We start from the raw sequence: 18,008 nt of genomic DNA, 5'->3' as shown, positions 1-18,008 counted from the left end.
GGCATCGGCCGCCGGGAGCTGCACCATGGCACCGGACCACACGGCACCGAACCGCATGACGCCACATCGCGCGGTACCGCACCGCGCGACACCGCATGATGCAGCAGCAACTCACCGAGGGGGCAGGGCAATGACGGCCGAGCTGGTCCGGGGGCAGAACCACACCTTGCCCCAGACCCGTCTGGAGATCCGGGTATCGGCCGGTACGCCCGTCGTGGCCGGTGCCACGCTCGGCGACGAGAACGGCACGGTACGCGGCACCGAGTGGATCGCCCACCCGGGATCGCCCCAGCTGCCCGGGCTCGAAGTGTCCCGGCAGGCCGCCGCCGACCACCGGCTCGCCGTGGACCTCGACGCGCTGCCCGACCCGGTGCACCGGGTCACCGTGCTGCTGGCCCTGCCCGTGGGTGCCGGATACCCGGTCCGGTTCGGTGCGGTCGCCGCACCGTACGTGGCCGTCACCGGGCTCGACGGCACCGAGATCGCCACCTTCACCCTCACCGGCCTGGACGCCGAGTCCGCGGTCACCGCCCTGGAGCTCTACCGACGCCAGGGCGCCTGGAAGGTCCGTGCCGTCGGCCAGGGCTACGCGGCCGGCCTCGCCGCCATGCTCACCGACCAGGGCCTGCCCCGGGCGGCCGAGCTGGCCCACACGATCCAGGAGGCGGTCACCCGCGCGACGGCCCGCTCGGTCGCCCCGCCCCCGCCGCGCACCCCGGACACGGACCGCGTCGGTCACGGCACGGGCCCGGTACCGCCCGCGGACCGCCCCCGGCCACCCGTCGCGCCACCGACGGCCGCCCAGCCACCCGAACCGCTCACCGAGCCCACCACCCTGCCGTCCGCGGCCACGACGGGCGGCCCCATCAACTACGCGCACCCGCGCCGCCAGGCCACCGCGCCCCCGCCGCCCCCTCCCGCCGCGCCGCCCGCCGAGCCGGGCCGCCCCGCACAGCCCGTCGCCGGGGACGCGACCGGCTGGTCGATGGACGAGCGCCTCTACAACCAGATCTGGGGCATGTTCGAGGACCTGGCCCGCACCACCGCCGCGTACCGCAGCGCCGTCGACTTCGCCGAGTCCCGCATGGGCCAGGAGCTCGACCGGACCCTGTCCGACCCGCGCAACCGGATCGGCGGCGCCGGTGACCGGGCCCGCGAACAGGCCCGGGCCAAGCGCGACGAGCTGACCGCCCGGGCCCGCGAGGCCCTCGACCGCGACCTCGCCCAGCTCGCCGCCGAGTCCGCCGTCGTCGAACCCGCACTCCCCGCCGCGTTCGCGGGGTGGGACAACCCCGTCTGGCACGCCCACCGCGTCCCGATGGAGATTCCCATGGCGCTGCGCATCGGCGAGCTCCATCTGCCCGAGAGCCCGGAGCTGCGCATCCCGCTGCTGGTCCGACTCCCTCTGGAGCGGGGCATCTGGGTCGACAGCGGCCGTACGGCGTCCGAGGCCGCAGCGCTGATGGATACCGCCCAGCTGCGCCGCCTCGCCATGGAGAACGCGGTCGCGCACGCGGCCCGGCTGCTGGCCGTGTACCCGGCCCACGAGTTCTCCGTCCATGTCATCGACCCCGCGGGCTCGGCGGCCGGAGCGCTTGCGCCGCTGGTCGTATCGGGGGTCCTCGCCGGTCCGCCCGCTGCCGGGGCCGGGGGCGTGGCCACAGTCCTCGCCCGGCTCACCCGGCGCGTCGACCTCGTGCAGATGGCGATACGGGCCGGCGCCGCGGATTCGCTTCCGCCGGACCTGGACACGGGCGAGCAACTGCTGATCGTCAACGACTTCCCGCACGGCTTCGACGACCGGGCCGTCACCCAGCTCCGGTACCTCGCCGACGAGGGGCCCTCGGTCGGTGTCCATCTGCTGATGGTTGCGGACCGGGCGGACGCCGGCGCGTACGGACCGGTGCTCGACCCGCTGTGGCGCTCGCTGCTCCGGATCACCCCGGTCGCCGACGACCATCTGGCCGATCCCTGGGTGGGCCACGCCTGGACGTACGAGCCACTGAGGATGCCGCCCGGCAGCCGGGTCCTCGAAGAGGTGCTCGCCAGGGTGGCCGCGGCCCGCCGCCCCCGGCAGGCCTGAGCGGCGGAGCCCCCCGGACAACCGAGTTTCACCCCCTGACCAGCACTTTTGAAAGATCTTTACCCTAGCCTTTACCTTTCCTTGGTGTTCCCTGTACTGTTCTTTGGGCGGAGGGGAGTACTCCCATACGCGGCGTTCCCGTCAGTACGGACTGTGACCGGTCCCGGGGCGCCGGCCCGTGGCGCGCAGCCCGTGCGCCAGGGTGGAAGAGACCTCCGGCAGCGACGACGCTGATCAGTAGCCGTAGCGAACTGCCGGAGGCGCAGTGGACGTTTCATGGACCCTCTGGGTGCTGACCATTCTTGGTCTGTCAGCCCTTATCGCCGTCGACTTCTTCATCGGGCGCAAACCCCATGACGTGACGACCAAGGAAGCCGGAATCTGGACGATCATCTGGATCGCGCTGGCCGCGCTCTTCGGACTCGGCCTGCTGGTCTTCGGTGAGAGTCAGGCATCGGGCGAGTTCTTCGCCGGTTTCATCACCGAGAAGTCGCTCAGTGTCGACAACCTCTTCGTCTTCGTCCTGATCATGGCGAAGTTCTCGGTCCCCTCCCACCTCCAGCAACGGGTACTGCTGGTGGGCGTGCTGATCGCGCTGGTCCTGCGAGCGATCTTCATCGCCGCCGGTGCGGCCGTCATCGCCAATTTCTCGTGGGTCTTCTACATCTTCGGCGCGTTCCTGATCTACACCGCCTGGAAGCTCATCCAGGAGGCGCGGGCCGACGAGGAAGAGGAGGAGTTCGAGGAGAACCGTCTCCTCAGGACGATCGAGCGCCGCTTCGGGGTCGCCGACCGGTACCACGGCACCAAGCTCTTCATCCGTAACAACGGCAAGCGCGTCCTGACGCCCCTGATGGTCGTCATGCTCGCCATCGGCACCACCGATGTGCTGTTCGCGCTGGACTCCATCCCCGCGATCTTCGGCCTCACCCAGGACCCGTACATCGTCTTCACGGCCAACGCCTTCGCCCTGATGGGGCTGCGGCAGCTGTACTTCCTGATCGGCGGCCTGCTGAAGAAGCTGGTCCACCTCAGCTACGGCCTCTCGGTCATCCTCGGCTTCATCGGCGTGAAGCTGGTGCTGCACGCACTGCACGAGTCCGGAGTGCACGTCCCCGAGATTTCCATCCCGGTCTCGCTCGGCGTCATCTGCGGTGTGCTGGTGATCACCACGATCACCAGCCTCATGGCCAACAAGAAGCAGGAGCGGGCCGAGGCGGACAAGGCTGCGGACGAGGGCTCCAGCGTCGACGCCTGACCGACCGGTCCCCGTCGGCCGTCCGGCGGGGCGGGAACCAGCACCGGCCGGGGCGCGCAACTGTCCGTTGCCCGCCCCGGCCGGTGTCCGTACGCGTGGAGAGTGCCTTCGCGGCCGCCGTCACCAGCCGCGGGCGCGCCACTGCGGCAGCTGCGGACGCTCGTCGCCGAGCGTGGTGTCGTGGCCGTGGCCCGGATAGACCCAGGTCTCGTCGGGCAGCTGGTCGAAGAGCTTGGTCTCCACATCGTGGAGCAGGCTCGCGAACGCCTCGGGGTCCTTGTGGGTGTTGCCGACCCCGCCGGGGAAGCCCTAGGGTCCTCTCCCGTGAACACTAAGACGCTCCCGCGCCGCACCCTCGTTTTCCTGTACGCGCGGATCTCCGAGGACCCGCGCGACCGTCGGCGGGGAGTCAACCGGCAGATGGGCGACCTCAGGACGTTCTCCGAGGAGAACGGTTGGGAGGTCGGCGGTGAGTACGTCGAGAACGACGTCTCCGCTCACTCGGGCGAGGAGCGCCCCGAGTACGACCGGCTGATGGCCGACGCCATCGAGGCCGCCCGCGAACCCGGTGTCCGTGTCATCGTCACGGGCTATCACCCGTCGCGCGTCTGGCGGCGCCGTGTCGAGCGCGCTCAGGCCATCGAGGACCTGCGGCACGCGGGGTGCTGGGTGGCGTTCGAGTCGGGCGGCCTGTTCAACATGGCGAAGGCGTCGGACCGGTCGCAGCTCGCGAACCTTGGTGAGTCCGACACCGCCGAGTCCGAGGTGAAGAGCGAGCGGGTGGCCCGGGCCGCCCTCGAGCGCGCCCAGGAGGGCCGGGCAAATGGTGCGGTGGCGTACGGGTGGCGGCGTCAGTACGAGTACGACGCCCGAGGGCAGGTCAGTGGGTTCCATGACGTCGAGGACCCGGTACAGGCGGAGGTTGTCCGGGAGATCGTCACTCGCCTGCTGGCCGGAGGCAGTGTCATCGGCATCACGGCTGATCTGAACGAGCGCGGTGTGCCGTCGCCCGGTGCCGGGATGCAGGTCAAGCGGCGGGCTGTCGGGCAGAACGCGGACGGGTCGCGGTGGAACAAGACCAGCGTGAAGAAGCTCGCGCTGCGGCCGGCGAACGTGGGGCTCCGTGTGCACCAGGGCGTGGAGTACAAGGCGGCATGGCCGGCGCTCATCACGGACGAGCAGTTCGCGCAGCTGCGGAATCTGTTCGCGGAGCGGGCCGTGGTGCGGGAGCTGCCGGGGGCGCGCAAGCACCTGCTGACGTGGGGCGAGGTCGCCACGTGCGGGCCGTGCGGGGCGGTGTTCCGGGTCGCGCCGAGGGGGAACTCGAAGCACGGCAGAAAGCAGCCGACGTACGTCTGCGACGCGAAAGGCTGCGTTGGACGGAACGAGGAAGCCCTCGACCGCTACGTGGGGCGCGTGGTTGTACAGGTGCTGTCGAGGCCCGAGGCGGCCGACGTCTTCCGCGGGGATGACTCGGCAGCTCTGGCGGCCCTGGAACGGGCGGAGGGTTTGAAGGCGCGCCAGGAAGCTGCTGCGGACGACTACGCGGACGGGGTCATCACCCGCGAGCAGTTGCGGCGTATCACGGCGAAGCTGGCGAAGCAGATCACGGACGCGCAGAACGAGGCGCGCCGGTTGCGGCCGGCGTTCGACCTGGACGCGTTCGACGGCCTCGTGGGGCCGCGGGCCGGGGAGGCGTGGGAAGCGCTCGCGGTGTCGCAGAAGCGGCGGGTCCTGGACGGCCTGGGGCTGCGGCTGAAGGTGCATCCGGTGTCGCGGCGCGGCCCGGGGTTCGACGAGAGCACGATCGCGCTCGGCTGGGCGGGCGCGGCCTGAGATCGCCCCGCAGGTGCGGCAGTGGCCCCGAGGTATCCCGGGGCCACTTCGTCTTTTCCTGGGGCGGAGACCGTTTCTGCGGTCGAGGTAGCTAGAACTCGCCCCGGAGCGTCTTGGCCATCGTCTCCAACTGACTGGCCATAGCTTCGTGGGCTTCCCGGTCTTCGGCATCGCTCCGCACCGCGAGTTCCCCGCGGGGGCGTCCGTGGATGCGCCACTGCATGTCTTGCACGGAGACCTCTGTTTCGTACGCGTGGGCATCCATGCCGGGGAGCCGGTGCTCGCCGCGGATCCAGGCGCGAACCGTGTTCGAGTCCTCAACCCGGTCGGGGGTGACCTGATACGGCCGATTGTCGAGGGGGACCAGCAGGTGCAGCGGGCTCATGTCCAGGGCGACGGCGAGCGTCAGCAGCTCGGCAACGCCGACGTTCTGCCGGTAGCCGGACTCGAACTTGATGACGGTCCCGCGCTCCCAAGGTAGGCCGAGGGCCCGCAGCCGTTCGGCTAGCTGTTCGGCGGTGAGGTCGCGGCGCTTTCGTACCTCGCGCACACGGCGGGCCACGGTGGCGATCGGGCCTGCAGGGGATCCGTCCTCGTGTTCCATGAGGGAACCATAATGATCGCTTGCGGAATTCTCAACCGGTGTGTACGTTGCGGATTACTCAGGTTCCACGAAGGAACTTTGCGTATCCGTAGATGACGATTCTGCGCCCGGGAGGGGATATGACGCCGATGCGCGAAGCACGGCTCGCACGCGGACTCATGCTCAAGGACGCGGCCGCGCTGGCCGGTGTCGACAGCGGAGCGCTCTCGCGTTTCGAGCGCGGCCAGGAGCACGTGAGCATTGGTGCGCTCTATCGACTGGCCAAGGTGATCGGCCTGGAAGGGCTGGAGCGTGAGCTCGCCCCGTACGTGATCGAGAGGGCCTCGTGATCGCCAACGAAGGCGGCTGGTGCTCGCCGACCCCAGGACAGGACATCGGGGAGTTCATCGCCGAGTTCGTCGCGTCCCGGCCCCCGCTCACCAGCGCGGAGATCAGCGAGCTGCGCACGATCTTCCGACCCGCACTGACCAAGGCCGCGCAGCGCGCGGCCTCCGAGGCGGACACCGATGCCGCCTAACAGTCCCCAGACAGGCGAAAGGCCCGGCTCCCTTCCACAGTCACCGGGCCTCTCCAAGCACTCCACAGGAGCACCTTCTGTGCGCCACACCCTAACGGGCCCCATGGCCCGTGCCAACAATCCGGGCTGGTTTTGGGCCGCCGGTACGAACCCCGCTCGACCCGTCTGCGTAGGACGAGGGCCGGGCAGTTTCTTCGTGACGGAGACCAGCATGCCGTACCCGATCGACGTCCGTCCCGCGATCATGGCGGGGGGTGCCCGGTGACGCCCTCGACTCACCGCGTTGCCCGCTGGTGCGCCGCCCAGGGGTGGGCCGTGCACCCGCTCTCCCCGGGGACCAAGCTGCCGCCGGCGAACTGCCGTTGCTGCTCCCGTCCGACCCCGACGCGCCCGAACCCGCAGTACATCGAGCACGAGACGACGGACTGCCGGTGCATCGAGGCCGGAGGTCACTGCCACGGCGTGCGCGCAGCCACAACGGACCCGGCCCGTATCGACCGGTGGTGGTCGGCTGAGCCCCGGTTCGGGGTCGGAGTCGCGTGTGGCGCGTCCGGCCTCGTAATCCTGGACGTGGACGACCACGCGGACGCGGACCGCCCGGCGAACGAGGAATACCTCCCCGGGGTCGAGCTGCCCGACTCCGCTCGGTCGGAGGCGTTCCAGAGCGGCTGGGACACGATCGCCGTCCTGTGCGAGGTGAGGAACGCGCCGCTCCCGTGGATGGACCCGCCCACGCTGACCGTCCTCACCGCTGGCGGCGGGCTTCAGGCGTGGTTTCGCGTGACCGACCCGGACCTGTGGCACCCCGGCGCCGGGCGCCTCGGGTGGCAACTGGACCTCCGGGCGGGCCGCTCGTACGGCATCGCCCCGGGGACCGTCACGGCCTCTGGGGCGTACCGGGCCCTCGGAGACTGCCGGACCGTGGCCACACTGCCTTCCTGGCTTGACGCCGACCTCCGGCGCACCGGGCACTACCGGAAGCCCGAGCCTGCCCGGCAGCGACCGACCGCCCGGCAGCTCCTCGCCACCATCCAACGACCGAAGAGCGGGGCGTACGTGGACGCTGTTGTCCGCGCCGAGGTCGAGCAGGTGGCGGGCGCTGCGACCGGCACCAGGAACGCCACCCTCTACAGCGCGGCCCGCGCCCTCGGCCGCTTCATCCCGACCGGGCAGCTCTCTGAGTCGGAGATCGAGACGTGCCTCATGGTGGCCGGGACGGCCGCCGGCCTGTGCGACGCGGAGATGCGCTCCGCCATCCGGTCCGGCGTCCGCGCCGGGATCAGCAAGGGAACGGCGGCATGAGCGACAACACGACCGAGCTGACCGATGCTGAGCGCGGTTTTCGCCTCCTGGCCCTGTTGGACAGCCAGCCGCAGCCTGCCCCGGCCGAGGAGCCGGAAGACCTGGAGCCCGAGCCGGAGCCCGAGCCGAAGGAGATCCCAGCGCCGCGCGCCGAGGAGGCCTCCGTGCGGCGCCGCAAGGGGAAGGCGCCGAGCCGGGGCACCGTGCAAGGCGCGGTGGCCACGTCGGACGCGTTCATCGTGGAGCAGGTTGTCACCGACTGCCTGGAGGGCCGGTTCTGCTGGTCGCCGCACCTTGGGTGGATGCAGTGGAACGACAAGGTGTGGGTCTCGGCGGACGACACGACCGTCCGTGAGGATGTCCGGCTGTACCTCGCGGAGTGGGTCGTCGGGCAGCTCGCCAAGCCGACCGCTGGCGTCGGGCCCGACGACCTGGTCCGCCTCCTCGGCAAGGGCCGGATCGCCGGACTGACGGACCTCTCCCGCGGCTTGCTCCTCGTGAACGGCGACCAGTTCGACAAGGATCCAGATGTCATCACTGTGGAGAACGGTGTGGTGGACCTCCGGGACAGCACCCTCCTGCCGCACGACCCGAGCCGGTACCTGACCCGGTACGTGCCCACCCGGTTCGTCCCGAAAGCGCACCACGCGGACCTGGACATGGTGCTGTCGGCCGTCACTCCGGAGGTCGGCGCGTGGCTCCAGGTCCGCCTAGGCCAGGGCATCACCGGGCACGTCCCCGACGACGACGTGATGCTCCTCCTCCACGGCGACGGGAAGAACGGCAAGTCGAGCCTGGTCGACGCCCTGGCCCTCGCCCTCGGCGGCCGGACCGACACAGGCGCCATGACGTTCCTGGACGACAGCGTCCTGTCCGGCGACCGGGACGCTAAGGAGGAACGCATGGCCCTCAAGGGCGCCCGCCTCGCCTTCGCCGAGGAGCTGCCCGAAGGCCGGCGCCTGAACGTCGTCCAGCTCAAGAAGGCGGTGGGCACGGCGCTGATGAAGGCCCGGCACCTGTACCAGCGCGAGGTCCAGTGGGAGACAAGCCACACGATGATCATCACCACGAACTACCGGCCCACCGTCTCCGAGACCGACCACGGCACGTGGCGGAGGCTCGCGCTCGTACCGTTCCCGTACACCTTCGTCCGGGGCGAGCCCACGAACGGCCACGAGCGGAAGGGCGACAGCGGCCTGAAGCGGCGCCTGGCCGGACGGGAGCAGCGGGAGGCCATGCTCACGTGGCTGATCGAAGGCGCACGCCGCTGGTACAAGGCGGACCGGACCATGCCCGAGCACCCGGCGGACGTCCGCGAGGCCACTCGGCAGTGGCGTGCGGAGTCGGACGTCGTCATGCGGTACTGGGGCGAGCGCCTGGTGGCGGGCTACGACTCACACGTTATGTCCAAGGAGCTGATGGAGGACCTGAATCGCTTTCTCGGCGAGATCGGACAGCAGCCGTGGAGCCAGAAGACGGCTGCGGACCGGTTCAGCTCGCACGAGGAGACCAAGGGGCACAAGGTCACCAAGGCGGTCGTCCGGCGAGGGCGAGCGGGCCTGTCCCGGCCGACTGCGACGGACGTCGTCGACGGGTGGGTCAGTGCCCGGCCCGAGGCGCCCGCGCAGTACCACGCCTACCTCGGGGTGCGGTTCGCCGTTGATTCTGACTTGACCCCCTGACCGATCCAGCGACCTCGACCCCCGGCGGCCTGCCCGTCCGGGGGTCGAGTGCTTTCCGAGACGGGTGGAATTGGTGGGGCGTGACGGGTGTGACGGCACTCTGGAAACTTCCTCTCCCCTATACACGAGGGAAGGTTTCCAAGGGCCCGTCACACTCGTCACACACCGCCTGAACTGCGGAAGTGCTCGGTTCGCCTCCTGCCAGTGCGCCCCGCTGACCAGGCCGGGAGAAGCCCAGGGCGGTGTCCTGCAGCCCGCACACGGACGGACCCGGCGCCCCCAGCCGGGCCCCGCCAATCCATCACAGGCCCGCACACGGCCGCACAAGCGATCACCAAGAGGAGACCGAGACGACAACCGACGAACGTGCCCGCTGAAACGCGCTGGAGGTCCGGGAGCCGGGCCAGGTGCCAGCCGCCACGCCGCTGTCGTGGCAGGTGGAGAAGTGGGCCGTTCACGCGGACCGGCTGATGAACAACCTGCTGCCCGCCGACGGAACCGGGCGCGTCGCTGAGCTGGCCGACGTCGCCGCACTCCGCTCCGTTCTGCGTAGCGCCAACCGCCGCACGCCAGACACAAAGCGCCCCCGCTCCGGCGACTTCGGAGCGGGGGCGCCGTCGTGTGCGGGCCGAGCACGGGTCACTGCTTCGATGCGTGCCAGATGCCCGGGGCGTGGATGTCCTCCCACACCTCGATCGGCCCGAACTCGTCGTGCCACACGGTCCGGGTGACCAGCACCGGCACGGCCACGTCGGCACCCTCCGGCACCGGGATCTCCAGGGCCGCGATCTCATCCTGGGACGCGTGCCGGGCCGCGCGGAGTTCCGGGGAGCCGTGGATGGGTCGGCCGGTCCGCTCTTCGTAGTCCTCGTGCCACAGGCGCTCCAAGCGCCCCTGCTGGAGCAGCTCGGGGACTTCAGCGAGCGCGCGCATGTGGATCACCGAAATGCCGAGGATCACCGGCTTCCCGTCCTGGCGGAAGACGCGCCGCCGGACGACCACCTCGTCGTGAGGCTCGATCTCCAGGTCCCGGCAGATTCCCGGGTCGGCGCAGGACCGTAGCGCCGCCTCGTGGCCGGTGGACGTCTCGCCGGATGCGTAGTTGCTGCCGCCCTCCTTGAGCCGGTCGACCCTGGCCGCGCCGGTCGGCGGAGCGACGAGGGGCCGCCGAGTGACGGTCGTGCCGGCGCCCGCGTTCGTCGCGATCAGGCCCTCCTTTCGGAGCACCTCGTAGGACCGGGCAGCGGTGTTTCGCGCCACGCTGTGCTCCTCGGCGACTGCGTTCACGGTCGGCATGGCGTCACCTGGGCGGAGGTCCCCCGCCGCGATGAGGCGCCGGTAGTGGGCCGCGACGTCCGCGTACCCCTTGCGGGCTCCCATGTTGATCTCCCTCTTCCGTGGCTACCACTCGCAGCCAAGACACATAGAACGTACCACCGTTATCGGGTGGTACGTACCCTGTATTGCGTGGTACGTTCTACCTACGTTCCACGGTGACACGGGGGACGAGGCAACTCCACAACGGTCACCCGGACCGGAACACGGGAGGTCACGCGGACTACCTGATACGGGTCCGGACCTACGCAGATGGGGGTCACAGCCCGGGCGCCGGCGAATCACCGTCACTGGTGGAGAGCAACACACAGCAACACCCCGAACGGATTCGATCCGGCGCGCTGCTTCATACGGGCGCGCCGTGGTCGTGGCCATTCGGCCGCCCTCGGCCCCACCGGCGCTACGACCGCCCGGGGCTGCGCACCGCACCGATCACCACCAGGAGGTCACCATGACCGACCGAATCACCCGTATCGCCCGCCTCGGCCGCGTGTTCCGTACCGTCGCCGACGCCGTCCGCTCGGTCGTCGCCCCGGCCGCCCTGGTCCGCAACACCGACCTGGCGGTGCCGGACCCGGCCGACGTCTTCACCGACGAGGAGATGCCGGCCCCGGAAGCGATCGAGGAGGCCGCGGCCGAGTACGCCGCCGCCGCTGACCAGGCCCGCGCGGCCGACCGCGCCAAGCGGAAGGCGAAGAAGCTCCTCGGTCGGCTGCCCGCCGGTATCTACGGTCGGTGGCAGGTCGAGCGGGTCCAGTCCTCACGGACGACCGCAGACCTCGACTCGATCCGGGCCACGTACGCCCGGCTCGGCCTGGGGCCGGTACCGATGCGGCCCTGCGCCCCGTCCCTACGTATCACCGAGCTGGCCGCCGTCGAGCAGCTGCCCGCCCCGGCCGCCGCCGACCTGCCCGCCCTGGTCGCGGCGTGACGGCCGCCGACCAGCCGGAGCAGCCCGGCCCGGTCCTCATGTCCTTGCGGGTCAGCCGCGACGGGGGCCGGACGTACGGGTCGGTCCGCGAGTTCCGTACCGGCGACGACTTGCCGCCTCTGGACACGTTGGCCTGGCCCCCGTGCCAGCGCCCCCGGCACCGGACCTGACCCCGGCCCACTAAGCGGCCCCCGGGTGGCCTACGACGCCGCCCGGGGGCCTTCACGTTCCCGACCGAATCACCAGGAGAGAACGCGCACGCGAGACCGTATCAACGCCCTGCCCGCCGTTCCGACCGACTCCGACATGAACGAGGCGCTGCGCCGCGTCCGCGAGAGGGATACGGCCGAGGTGGCTGGCACTTCCGCCGCCGACGGCCAGGAGCAGCAGCCGCCGAAGTGGCTGGAGGACTTCGCGCACGAGCAGCTGCTCATTCAGACGCGCACCCGGCTCCGTGCGGCCGCCGACGCCGCGGCCGCCGTCGACCGACTCCAGTCCGGCCGGACCTGACGACCCTCACCGTCTGGCACTGACGCCCCGCTTCACGTCCTCGCCCGGCGCCCGGGCGGGGCCGTTCCGGGCACGCCCGCCGCCGTTCCGGCACCATCACCCGCCGTTCCGACCGCACCACCTCACTACCGTGGAGGACCCCCGCCGTGACCACTGCCGCGCTGCCCCGACGAGGGGCTGACACCTTGCCCGCGCCGATCACCCCGGCCGCCGTTCCGGCCGCGCCCGAATCCGTTCCGGTCGCACCGGCCGCCGTTCCGACCACGCCCCCGACGGCCACCCGCGCCCGCCTGGTCGGCTCGCTGACCCGGGGGCAGCGGATCACCGCCGGGGTGATCGTCCTCGCCGCCCTGGTCCTCTCCGGGATCGGCCTGTACCTCTCGTTCGAGCACGTTGCCGCGTTCGCCCACGACCGGCTCCGCTTCCAGAGCCTGGACAAGGCGCGGCTGTTCACGGTCGGCGTGGACGTCGGCATCCTCGTCCTGATTGCCCTGGACCTGCTCCTCGCCTGGCTCCGCCGCCCGGTCGCCTGGATCCGCTACCCGGTATGGCTGCTGACCGGCGCGACCGTGGTCCTGAACGCCGCCTCAGCCGCCCCGGAGACGGGCGCCTGGCAGCGCATGGACTACGTCGCCGCATTCGCCCACGGCGTCGTCCCGCTCCTGTTCATCGTCGTGGTAGAGGTCGGCAAGACCGGCGTCGACCGCATCGTCCGCCCGGCCAGCGACGAGACGGCCGGGCGGGTGCCGCTGCACCGCTGGTTCCTCGCCCCCGCCCCCACGTTCGGCCTCTGGCGCCGCATGCGCCTGTGGGCCGTCCCCACGTACGCGGAGGCCGTCCAGCGCGACCAGGACCTCCGGGTCTACCGGGTGATGCTGGAACGACAGTACGGCCGCGGCTGGAAGCGCAAGGCGCCGGCAGACCTCCGGCTCCCGCTGACGATGGCGCCGTACGGCCTCACCATCGATGAGGCCCTTGCCCTGCCCCGGCAGGCCGAGGAGCGCGAGGCGGCACTCAAGGAGGCCAAGCAGGAGGCGCAGGTGGCTGCGGACGCCCGGGCGGCCGAGAGGTCCGCACAGGCGAAGATCGCCCGTCTGCGGACCGCTGGAGCCGTCCAGGCCGTGGAACACGAGGTGGCCGCGACGACAGAGCAGGCAGCCATTACCGCGCGGGCCGAGCTGGTCGCCACCGAGCGCGCCGTCGAAGCCGAAGCCGCAGCGCTGGAGACCGCGACCGTCGCCGAAGCCGAAGCCCGCCGCGCGGCCGCCGTGAAGCGCGCCGCAGCCGACCGCGAGACCGCAGCCGAAACGGCGCGCCGCGCGGCCGGAATCGAAACGGCCGCAGCCGAAGAGCGCAACCGCGCGGCCGGAATCCTCGCCCTTGAGGCGGCGGCCACCCGGCGCGCAGCAGAAGACAAGAAGGCCACGGCGACCGCTCTGCAGGTCGCTGCCGAAGCCGAGGAGCGCGCGGCCGGAATCCGGGCCCGCGTCGCCGAAATCGAGCGGCGCGCGGTCGAAGCCGAGGACGAGGCGCGGCTGTCGCCCCGCGAGCGGGCCGTACGGAAGGTCGCCCGCCTGGCCCTCGCCCGGACCGGCGGCGACGTCGAGGCGCTGCCGCTGGAGGACATCGCCGACGCCCTTGGGGTGTCGACGTCGACCGCGTCCGAGCGACGCCGCGAGGCATACGACCTCCTCGCCTCCGGCTACGACCCGGAGACGGGCCGGTGACCCCGGCCCTCGCCCTGCGCCGTCTCGGCTCGCCGCGGCCGCCGGTCCCCGGGCAGCTCGGCCTCTTCGGTACCGAGGAGCCGTGGCAGCCCACGACCGGTTGCCGGTGCTGGCCGCCCGCCCCGCGCGGCTGCCACCACTGCAAGAACTGCGACACCTGCCAGGACTGCGGCCACTGCGCCGGGCCCGGCTGCAGCTGCGCCTGCGACGACTGACCGACCGCACCGCGGCCCGCCCGAGAAGAACCCAGGCGGGCCGCCCCCGTTGAACGTGCGACACCAAGGAGGCCAATTCGTGACCACGTTCGCCGACCTCACCGCCCTGATCTGCGCATCCACCGAGGACGCCCAAGCCCGCCGGATCATCGCCGCCCTCATCGACTACACGGACACCGCCCTACCTGCCGCCGCTGGCATGGCCACCAGGTGCGACAACTGCCAGGCAGACCCGTCCGACGACGCTCCGCAAGGACCGGCAGGCCGGGTAACCGAGGAGGAAGCCCTCGCCGCGTGCCGCGCCGGAGTCGCCGCCGGTCGCTCGGTCCGGCAGGTCGCAGAGGGCACCGGGTGGTCCGTCGGCTGGATCTCCAGCCGCATGAAGGAAATCCGCGAGAAGAAAACCATGCCCTGACCTGCACCAACGCAACTCCCGCCCGAGGGGCGGCCCGCACGTCGGGCCGCCCCTTATGCACGTCCTGGCGCTGCTGCTGCCGTCCCCGGACCGACCGGGTGCGGTTGCGGGACCACCAGGCCCCACCCCTTCTGACCGATCACCCCGACCCCGACGGAGGGCACCGTGACGAACTCCCCAGACATCAACCGGCCCGAGCAGTACGAACGGCTCCTCGCACTGCCCGCCATGACCGCCTGGACGGCGGCGAGGCAGCAGGAACACGCCGCCGACGCGGCCACGTACGACGCGGCGCTCGCCGCCGTCCAGTCCGGTCTCCGCTCGCAGCACGTCGCGGGTGACGGCCGCTGGTCGTCGGTCCTGCGGGCCCGGAAGGTGGAGAAGCACCTCCGGACCATGGCCAAGGCGGCGAGGCAGCAGGAGCGGGCAGCGGAGGCGCTGCGCACCACGTACGCCGGACACGTCGCCCACGTCGCTGCCCTCCCCGGGCAGCGCGAAGAGAAGCGGCAGGCCAAGGAACTCCGGAGGGGCAACGGCCGCCAGGCCCTCGCCGCCGTAGCGTCCAAGAGCCTCCACAAGACGGCCGCGGCTGCCGCCCCGCAGGAGGCGACCGGGGACGCCGCCACCCCGGCCGCCGGGCCTGCCCCGGCGCGCGGCATCAGCGACCTGTGGCAGCGCGGCGCCTGATGACCGACCGGCCGATGACCAAGGCGGAACGCCGCGCGTTCAACCAGCGGCAGCACGCCATTACCCGGCAGCAGGCACAGCAGGACCGGGGGCCGCGAGGTGTCGCGGAACTCTGGTGGGACCAGGCCCGCAAGCTCGCGGGCGACCGGGCCGACCAGGGCGACGAGGCGGCGTGGAGCGACCTTGCGGTGACGCTTAAGAACTACTGCGACCGCTACGGGCAGTAGCTGCCCCGACCCTCACATTCATCATCATCACCACCCGCAGAGGGTGACCGGCTCGCGCATAATGCGAGCGCTTGAGCGCAGGAGCGCACGAGCGCGTGCGCGCGTACGCGAGCCGGTCACCCTCTGTCAACCGGAGGGACCGCGAGTCTCATGACCGACGACACCAACGTGATCACGTTCCGACCCCGGGCGGGGGACCCGCCGAGTCCCCCGCCGCTGCCTCCGCTCCCCGGAGCAGCGGCCCCGCCCCCGCTTCCCCCTCCGCCCTCGTCGACCCCGGCCCCGGCCCCGGACCCTGCTCCGGACGCCGGGGCCGACGTCGTCCCCGGCCGGGTGCGCCGCTCGGCCGCCGGGTCCCTCGCCGACGTCCTCGCCGGACCGGCACCGCTCCCGCCGCTGCCGCAGCAGCCCACGGGCGACGTGCCGGCGACCTTCCGCTCCGAGGGCCTGGACGACGGACCCGGGCAGCAGGGGGCGGGCTTGGGAGCCCTGTCCCTGTCGGCCGTCCTCGCCGTCGCCCTGGCCGCCCTGCGCGGCACCGTGACCGTGGTGTCCGACTGGCGGCAGCGGCGTATGGAGCGCGCGGCCGAGGAGGCAGCGTGGCGCGAGGCCAAGGTGAAGCGGCGCGCCGCCGAGGAGGACGCCCGGGCCAAGCTCGCCGCCGTCCCGACGTCAGCCGAGTTCGGCCGTAAGGCCGTCCAGGACGGACGGAAGGCGGCCGCCGGGACGTCCGGCAAGGGCGGCAGTAGCGCGGCACAGGGCTCCACGAGCGCCCTGACGAGGAAGCCGAGCAGCACCAGCCCGAGCAAGGCACCCGCGCCCACGAAGGGGCCGGACAAGCCGCGGCCGCCGGTCGACTCGTCCCGGCCTAAGACGCCGGCCCGGACGAGGGGCGGGAAGGGCGGGGGGACGTCGACGCCGGAGAAGCCCGGCAAGCCGTCCTCCGGAACCCTCGCGCCGAGCAAGGGCAAGACGCCGGGCGGTTCCGGAAAGGGTGCCCTGGAGCGGGCCAGGGACCGCCGCCCGACCAAGCCCGGCGGCGGGAAGGGCGGGGGGACGTCGACGCCGGAGAAGCCCGGCAAGCCGTCCTCCGGAACCCTCGCGCCGAGCAAGGGCAAGACGCCGGGCGGTCCGGGCAGGAAGACGCCGAAGCCGGAATCGACGTCAGGCAAGGGCAAGCCCGGCAGCACGGACAGTGCTGGAAAGACCGACCGGCCCCGGTTCCGGCGGCGCAAGCCGCGACAGGTCAAGCCTGTGAAGAAGATCCCCGGAATCCAGCACGGCACTGCCGAGGGCCACGACGTCCACGAGTGCCGGTGCCGCCGCTGTCGCAAGGCCGTACGCAACCGGGGCGCGTCGGGCAAGCCGGGGTCGACCGGCCCGGGCCCCTCGTCTCCCGGCGGCAGCAGGGTCCCGCCCCGGCCGAAGGCGCCGCCACCCGGTGGCCGCCCGACCGCCGGCACGCCGCCGCCGGGAGCAGCAGGCGGCCCGACCCCCGGCGGGTGGGCGCCGCCTCCTCGAGGAGCGCGGCGCAGCGCGGACGAGGACCTGCACCGCGCGACCGCCTACACGGAGACGGTGATCACCGTGGAGCGGGCCGACCGCCCCGGCGACCAGGCCCGGCGGTGGGAGCCCGCTCCTGCCGGCGCCGTCACCTCCGGAGCCCCGGGCCTGCCCCGCGCTCCGGAGCAACCGGCCGGGCCTCGCCCCGGCACGACCAGCACGACGGAGGAGAACCCCATGGGCGCACCTGCCCGCCGAACCCACGTGCCCGCCGCCCGTAGCGGTGGAGCAGCAGCGGAGCACCTGACCGAGGTGACGCTGGACGACGTCCTGGACCACCTCGCCGCGTCCAAGACCAGGTGCTTCGCCACGTACGACGAATGCGCGGTCCTCGCCGAGCAGGCCCGGAAGCTGCGCCACTCCTTCGAGGAGCTGGCCCACGAGCTGGCCGAGCGGCACAACGTGATCGGCCGCCTCACCTCCGGGGCGATGGCCCGGCTGGCGGAGCTGATGGACGTCGTGGCGCGCAAGGCCGAGGAGATGCGCACCAAGTCGCTCGGTGCCGCCGAGTCCGTCGAGGTCGCGCACGACGCCATGCACGACGCGTACCGGCCTGTCCAGCAGGCGACTGCTGACGCCGGTCTCGTCATGCCCTCCGCCCGCATCCACAACGAGGACTGACCCATGACCGACCTGGTACCGCGTCCCGTCAACCTGCCCGACACCACCACCGGAGGGCGGCCCTCGTTCCTGGCCCTGGCCGCCCGAGTGACCTCGTTCTCCGCCTCCGCGTTCGCCCTCGTCGAGGGGCTGCGGGCGCTGCGGCGGCAGATGGAACACGACGCCGACGACGCCGACCGCCTGGCCGAGATGTGCGACCAGGCCGAGGTAGAGCCCCGGTTCACCTCGCTCATCCGGGATGCCGGCGGGGAGCTGCGCGAGGTCGCCACGGCGTCCGGCGAGATGGCGACCGCCGTGGACGACATGGCCACGGCCGCCGACGATCTGACCGACTCGCACACCCGGGAGTACCGGGGCGTGTACGAGACCGTCCAGGCCTCCGGCGTCCAGCAGGCCCGCCCCGGCTTCTACCGCACCCGCTGACCCGCACCACCACCCCGCGAGGGCCCCGACCACACCGGCCGGGGCCCTCGCCCCGTCCCCGCCCCCGCGCCG

18 protein-coding genes and 1 pseudogene are annotated in these 18,008 nt (G+C 72.1%); 16 read left to right on the top strand and 3 right to left on the bottom strand.

The window, feature by feature from the left end:
- Nucleotides 1-130 precede the first annotated feature (130 nt).
- Together OH735_RS08620 and OH735_RS08615 are read left to right on the top strand one after the other, a co-directional pair.
- Nucleotides 131-2,083: a TerD family protein gene (locus OH735_RS08620; RefSeq protein WP_406380803.1), complete on the top strand. Its 1,953-nt coding sequence runs from the start codon at nt 131-133 to the stop codon at nt 2,081-2,083.
- A 265-nt stretch (nt 2,084-2,348) separates the two neighbouring features.
- Nucleotides 2,349-3,341 (top strand): TerC family protein, encoded by a 993-nt coding sequence (locus OH735_RS08615; RefSeq protein ID WP_406380802.1) that lies wholly within the window; start codon nt 2,349-2,351, stop codon nt 3,339-3,341.
- A 120-nt stretch (nt 3,342-3,461) separates the two neighbouring features.
- Here OH735_RS08615 and OH735_RS08610 read toward each other — a convergent pair.
- Nucleotides 3,462-3,647, bottom strand: a pseudogene (locus OH735_RS08610) (MBL fold metallo-hydrolase); the annotation flags it as partial.
- 18 nt (nt 3,648-3,665) lie between these two features.
- Between OH735_RS08610 and OH735_RS08605 the strand changes: the two are divergent.
- Nucleotides 3,666-5,177, top strand: a complete 1,512-nt coding sequence (locus tag OH735_RS08605) for a recombinase family protein (protein ID WP_406380801.1) — start codon at nt 3,666-3,668, stop codon at nt 5,175-5,177.
- 91 nt (nt 5,178-5,268) lie between these two features.
- Here OH735_RS08605 and OH735_RS08600 read toward each other — a convergent pair whose 3' ends face one another.
- A complete protein-coding gene (locus tag OH735_RS08600) occupies nt 5,269-5,781 on the bottom strand; it encodes a hypothetical protein (RefSeq protein ID WP_406380800.1) in 513 nt (170 codons plus the stop codon).
- A 128-nt stretch (nt 5,782-5,909) separates the two neighbouring features.
- Between OH735_RS08600 and OH735_RS08595 the strand changes: the two genes are divergently transcribed.
- The 4 genes from OH735_RS08595 (at nt 5,910) to OH735_RS08580 (ending at nt 9,282) form a co-directional block, all read left to right on the top strand.
- Complete coding sequence (locus tag OH735_RS08595; RefSeq protein WP_406380799.1) at nt 5,910-6,110, top strand: helix-turn-helix domain-containing protein; 201 nt, start codon at nt 5,910-5,912, stop codon at nt 6,108-6,110.
- Nucleotides 6,107-6,298, top strand: coding sequence for a hypothetical protein (locus OH735_RS08590; protein WP_406380798.1), 192 nt, complete (start codon nt 6,107-6,109; stop codon nt 6,296-6,298). Before OH735_RS08595 ends, OH735_RS08590 begins: the two co-directional genes overlap by 4 nt.
- Nucleotides 6,299-6,559: 261 nt before the next feature.
- Entirely contained in the window at nt 6,560-7,600 is a 1,041-nt protein-coding gene (locus OH735_RS08585; protein ID WP_406380797.1) for a bifunctional DNA primase/polymerase, read from the top strand.
- Entirely contained in the window at nt 7,597-9,282 is a 1,686-nt protein-coding gene (locus tag OH735_RS08580) for a phage/plasmid primase, P4 family (RefSeq protein WP_406380796.1), read from the top strand. The genes OH735_RS08585 and OH735_RS08580 overlap by 4 nt, the downstream gene beginning before the upstream one ends.
- 639 nt (nt 9,283-9,921) lie before the next feature.
- Here OH735_RS08580 and OH735_RS08575 read toward each other — a convergent pair.
- Nucleotides 9,922-10,662 carry a GntR family transcriptional regulator gene (locus OH735_RS08575; RefSeq protein ID WP_406380795.1) on the bottom strand — a complete coding sequence of 247 codons (741 nt, stop codon included), beginning with the start codon at nt 10,660-10,662 and terminating at the stop codon, nt 9,922-9,924.
- Between the two features lie 406 nt (nt 10,663-11,068).
- Here OH735_RS08575 and OH735_RS08570 point away from each other — a divergent pair, with 406 nt between their 5' ends.
- From OH735_RS08570 to OH735_RS08530, 9 genes are all read left to right on the top strand, one after another.
- Nucleotides 11,069-11,548 carry a hypothetical protein gene (locus OH735_RS08570; RefSeq protein WP_406380794.1) on the top strand — a complete coding sequence of 160 codons (480 nt, stop codon included), beginning with the start codon at nt 11,069-11,071 and terminating at the stop codon, nt 11,546-11,548.
- A 306-nt stretch (nt 11,549-11,854) separates the two neighbouring features.
- Complete coding sequence (locus OH735_RS08565; RefSeq protein ID WP_406380793.1) at nt 11,855-12,058, top strand: hypothetical protein; 204 nt, start codon at nt 11,855-11,857, stop codon at nt 12,056-12,058.
- A 146-nt stretch (nt 12,059-12,204) separates the two neighbouring features.
- Complete coding sequence (locus tag OH735_RS08560; RefSeq protein WP_406380792.1) at nt 12,205-13,785, top strand: DUF2637 domain-containing protein; 1,581 nt, start codon at nt 12,205-12,207, stop codon at nt 13,783-13,785.
- Nucleotides 13,782-14,000 (top strand): hypothetical protein, encoded by a 219-nt coding sequence (locus tag OH735_RS08555; protein WP_406380791.1) that lies wholly within the window; start codon nt 13,782-13,784, stop codon nt 13,998-14,000. The genes OH735_RS08560 and OH735_RS08555 overlap by 4 nt, the downstream gene beginning before the upstream one ends.
- 79 nt (nt 14,001-14,079) lie before the next feature.
- A complete protein-coding gene (locus OH735_RS08550) occupies nt 14,080-14,415 on the top strand; it encodes a hypothetical protein (RefSeq protein WP_406380790.1) in 336 nt (111 codons plus the stop codon).
- Nucleotides 14,416-14,580: 165 nt separating this feature from the next.
- Complete coding sequence (locus OH735_RS08545) at nt 14,581-15,102, top strand: hypothetical protein (RefSeq protein ID WP_406380789.1); 522 nt, start codon at nt 14,581-14,583, stop codon at nt 15,100-15,102.
- A gap of 14 nt (nt 15,103-15,116) precedes the next feature.
- A complete protein-coding gene (locus tag OH735_RS08540) occupies nt 15,117-15,329 on the top strand; it encodes a hypothetical protein (RefSeq protein WP_406380788.1) in 213 nt (70 codons plus the stop codon).
- A gap of 150 nt (nt 15,330-15,479) precedes the next feature.
- Nucleotides 15,480-17,513 carry a hypothetical protein gene (locus OH735_RS08535; RefSeq protein WP_406380787.1) on the top strand — a complete coding sequence of 678 codons (2,034 nt, stop codon included), beginning with the start codon at nt 15,480-15,482 and terminating at the stop codon, nt 17,511-17,513.
- Nucleotides 17,514-17,516: 3 nt separating this feature from the next.
- Nucleotides 17,517-17,936, top strand: a complete 420-nt coding sequence (locus tag OH735_RS08530) for a conjugal transfer protein TraB (protein ID WP_406380786.1) — start codon at nt 17,517-17,519, stop codon at nt 17,934-17,936.
- Nucleotides 17,937-18,008 lie beyond the last annotated feature (72 nt).

Source organism: Streptomyces sp. NBC_01618, from assembly GCF_045209435.1.
GTDB lineage: Bacteria > Actinomycetota > Actinomycetes > Streptomycetales > Streptomycetaceae > Streptomyces.
Note: the sequence above shows the minus strand (reverse complement) of the source record. Positions and strands in the feature narration are given on the sequence as shown.

Excerpts from the sequence above, each read along its gene's own strand:
- OH735_RS08620 (WP_406380803.1), top strand. The coding sequence starts at position 131 with ATGACGGCCGAGCTGGTCCGGGGGCAGAACCACACCTTGCCCCAGACC.
- OH735_RS08600 (WP_406380800.1), bottom strand. The coding sequence starts at position 5,781 with ATGGAACACGAGGACGGATCCCCTGCAGGCCCGATCGCCACCGTGGCC.
- OH735_RS08595 (WP_406380799.1), top strand. The coding sequence starts at position 5,910 with ATGCGCGAAGCACGGCTCGCACGCGGACTCATGCTCAAGGACGCGGCC.
- OH735_RS08580 (WP_406380796.1), top strand. The coding sequence starts at position 7,597 with ATGAGCGACAACACGACCGAGCTGACCGATGCTGAGCGCGGTTTTCGC.
- OH735_RS08575 (WP_406380795.1), bottom strand. The coding sequence starts at position 10,662 with ATGGGAGCCCGCAAGGGGTACGCGGACGTCGCGGCCCACTACCGGCGC.
- OH735_RS08570 (WP_406380794.1), top strand. The coding sequence starts at position 11,069 with ATGACCGACCGAATCACCCGTATCGCCCGCCTCGGCCGCGTGTTCCGT.
- OH735_RS08565 (WP_406380793.1), top strand. The coding sequence starts at position 11,855 with ATGAACGAGGCGCTGCGCCGCGTCCGCGAGAGGGATACGGCCGAGGTG.
- OH735_RS08540 (WP_406380788.1), top strand. The coding sequence starts at position 15,117 with ATGACCAAGGCGGAACGCCGCGCGTTCAACCAGCGGCAGCACGCCATT.
- OH735_RS08535 (WP_406380787.1), top strand. The coding sequence starts at position 15,480 with ATGACCGACGACACCAACGTGATCACGTTCCGACCCCGGGCGGGGGAC.
- OH735_RS08530 (WP_406380786.1), top strand. The coding sequence starts at position 17,517 with ATGACCGACCTGGTACCGCGTCCCGTCAACCTGCCCGACACCACCACC.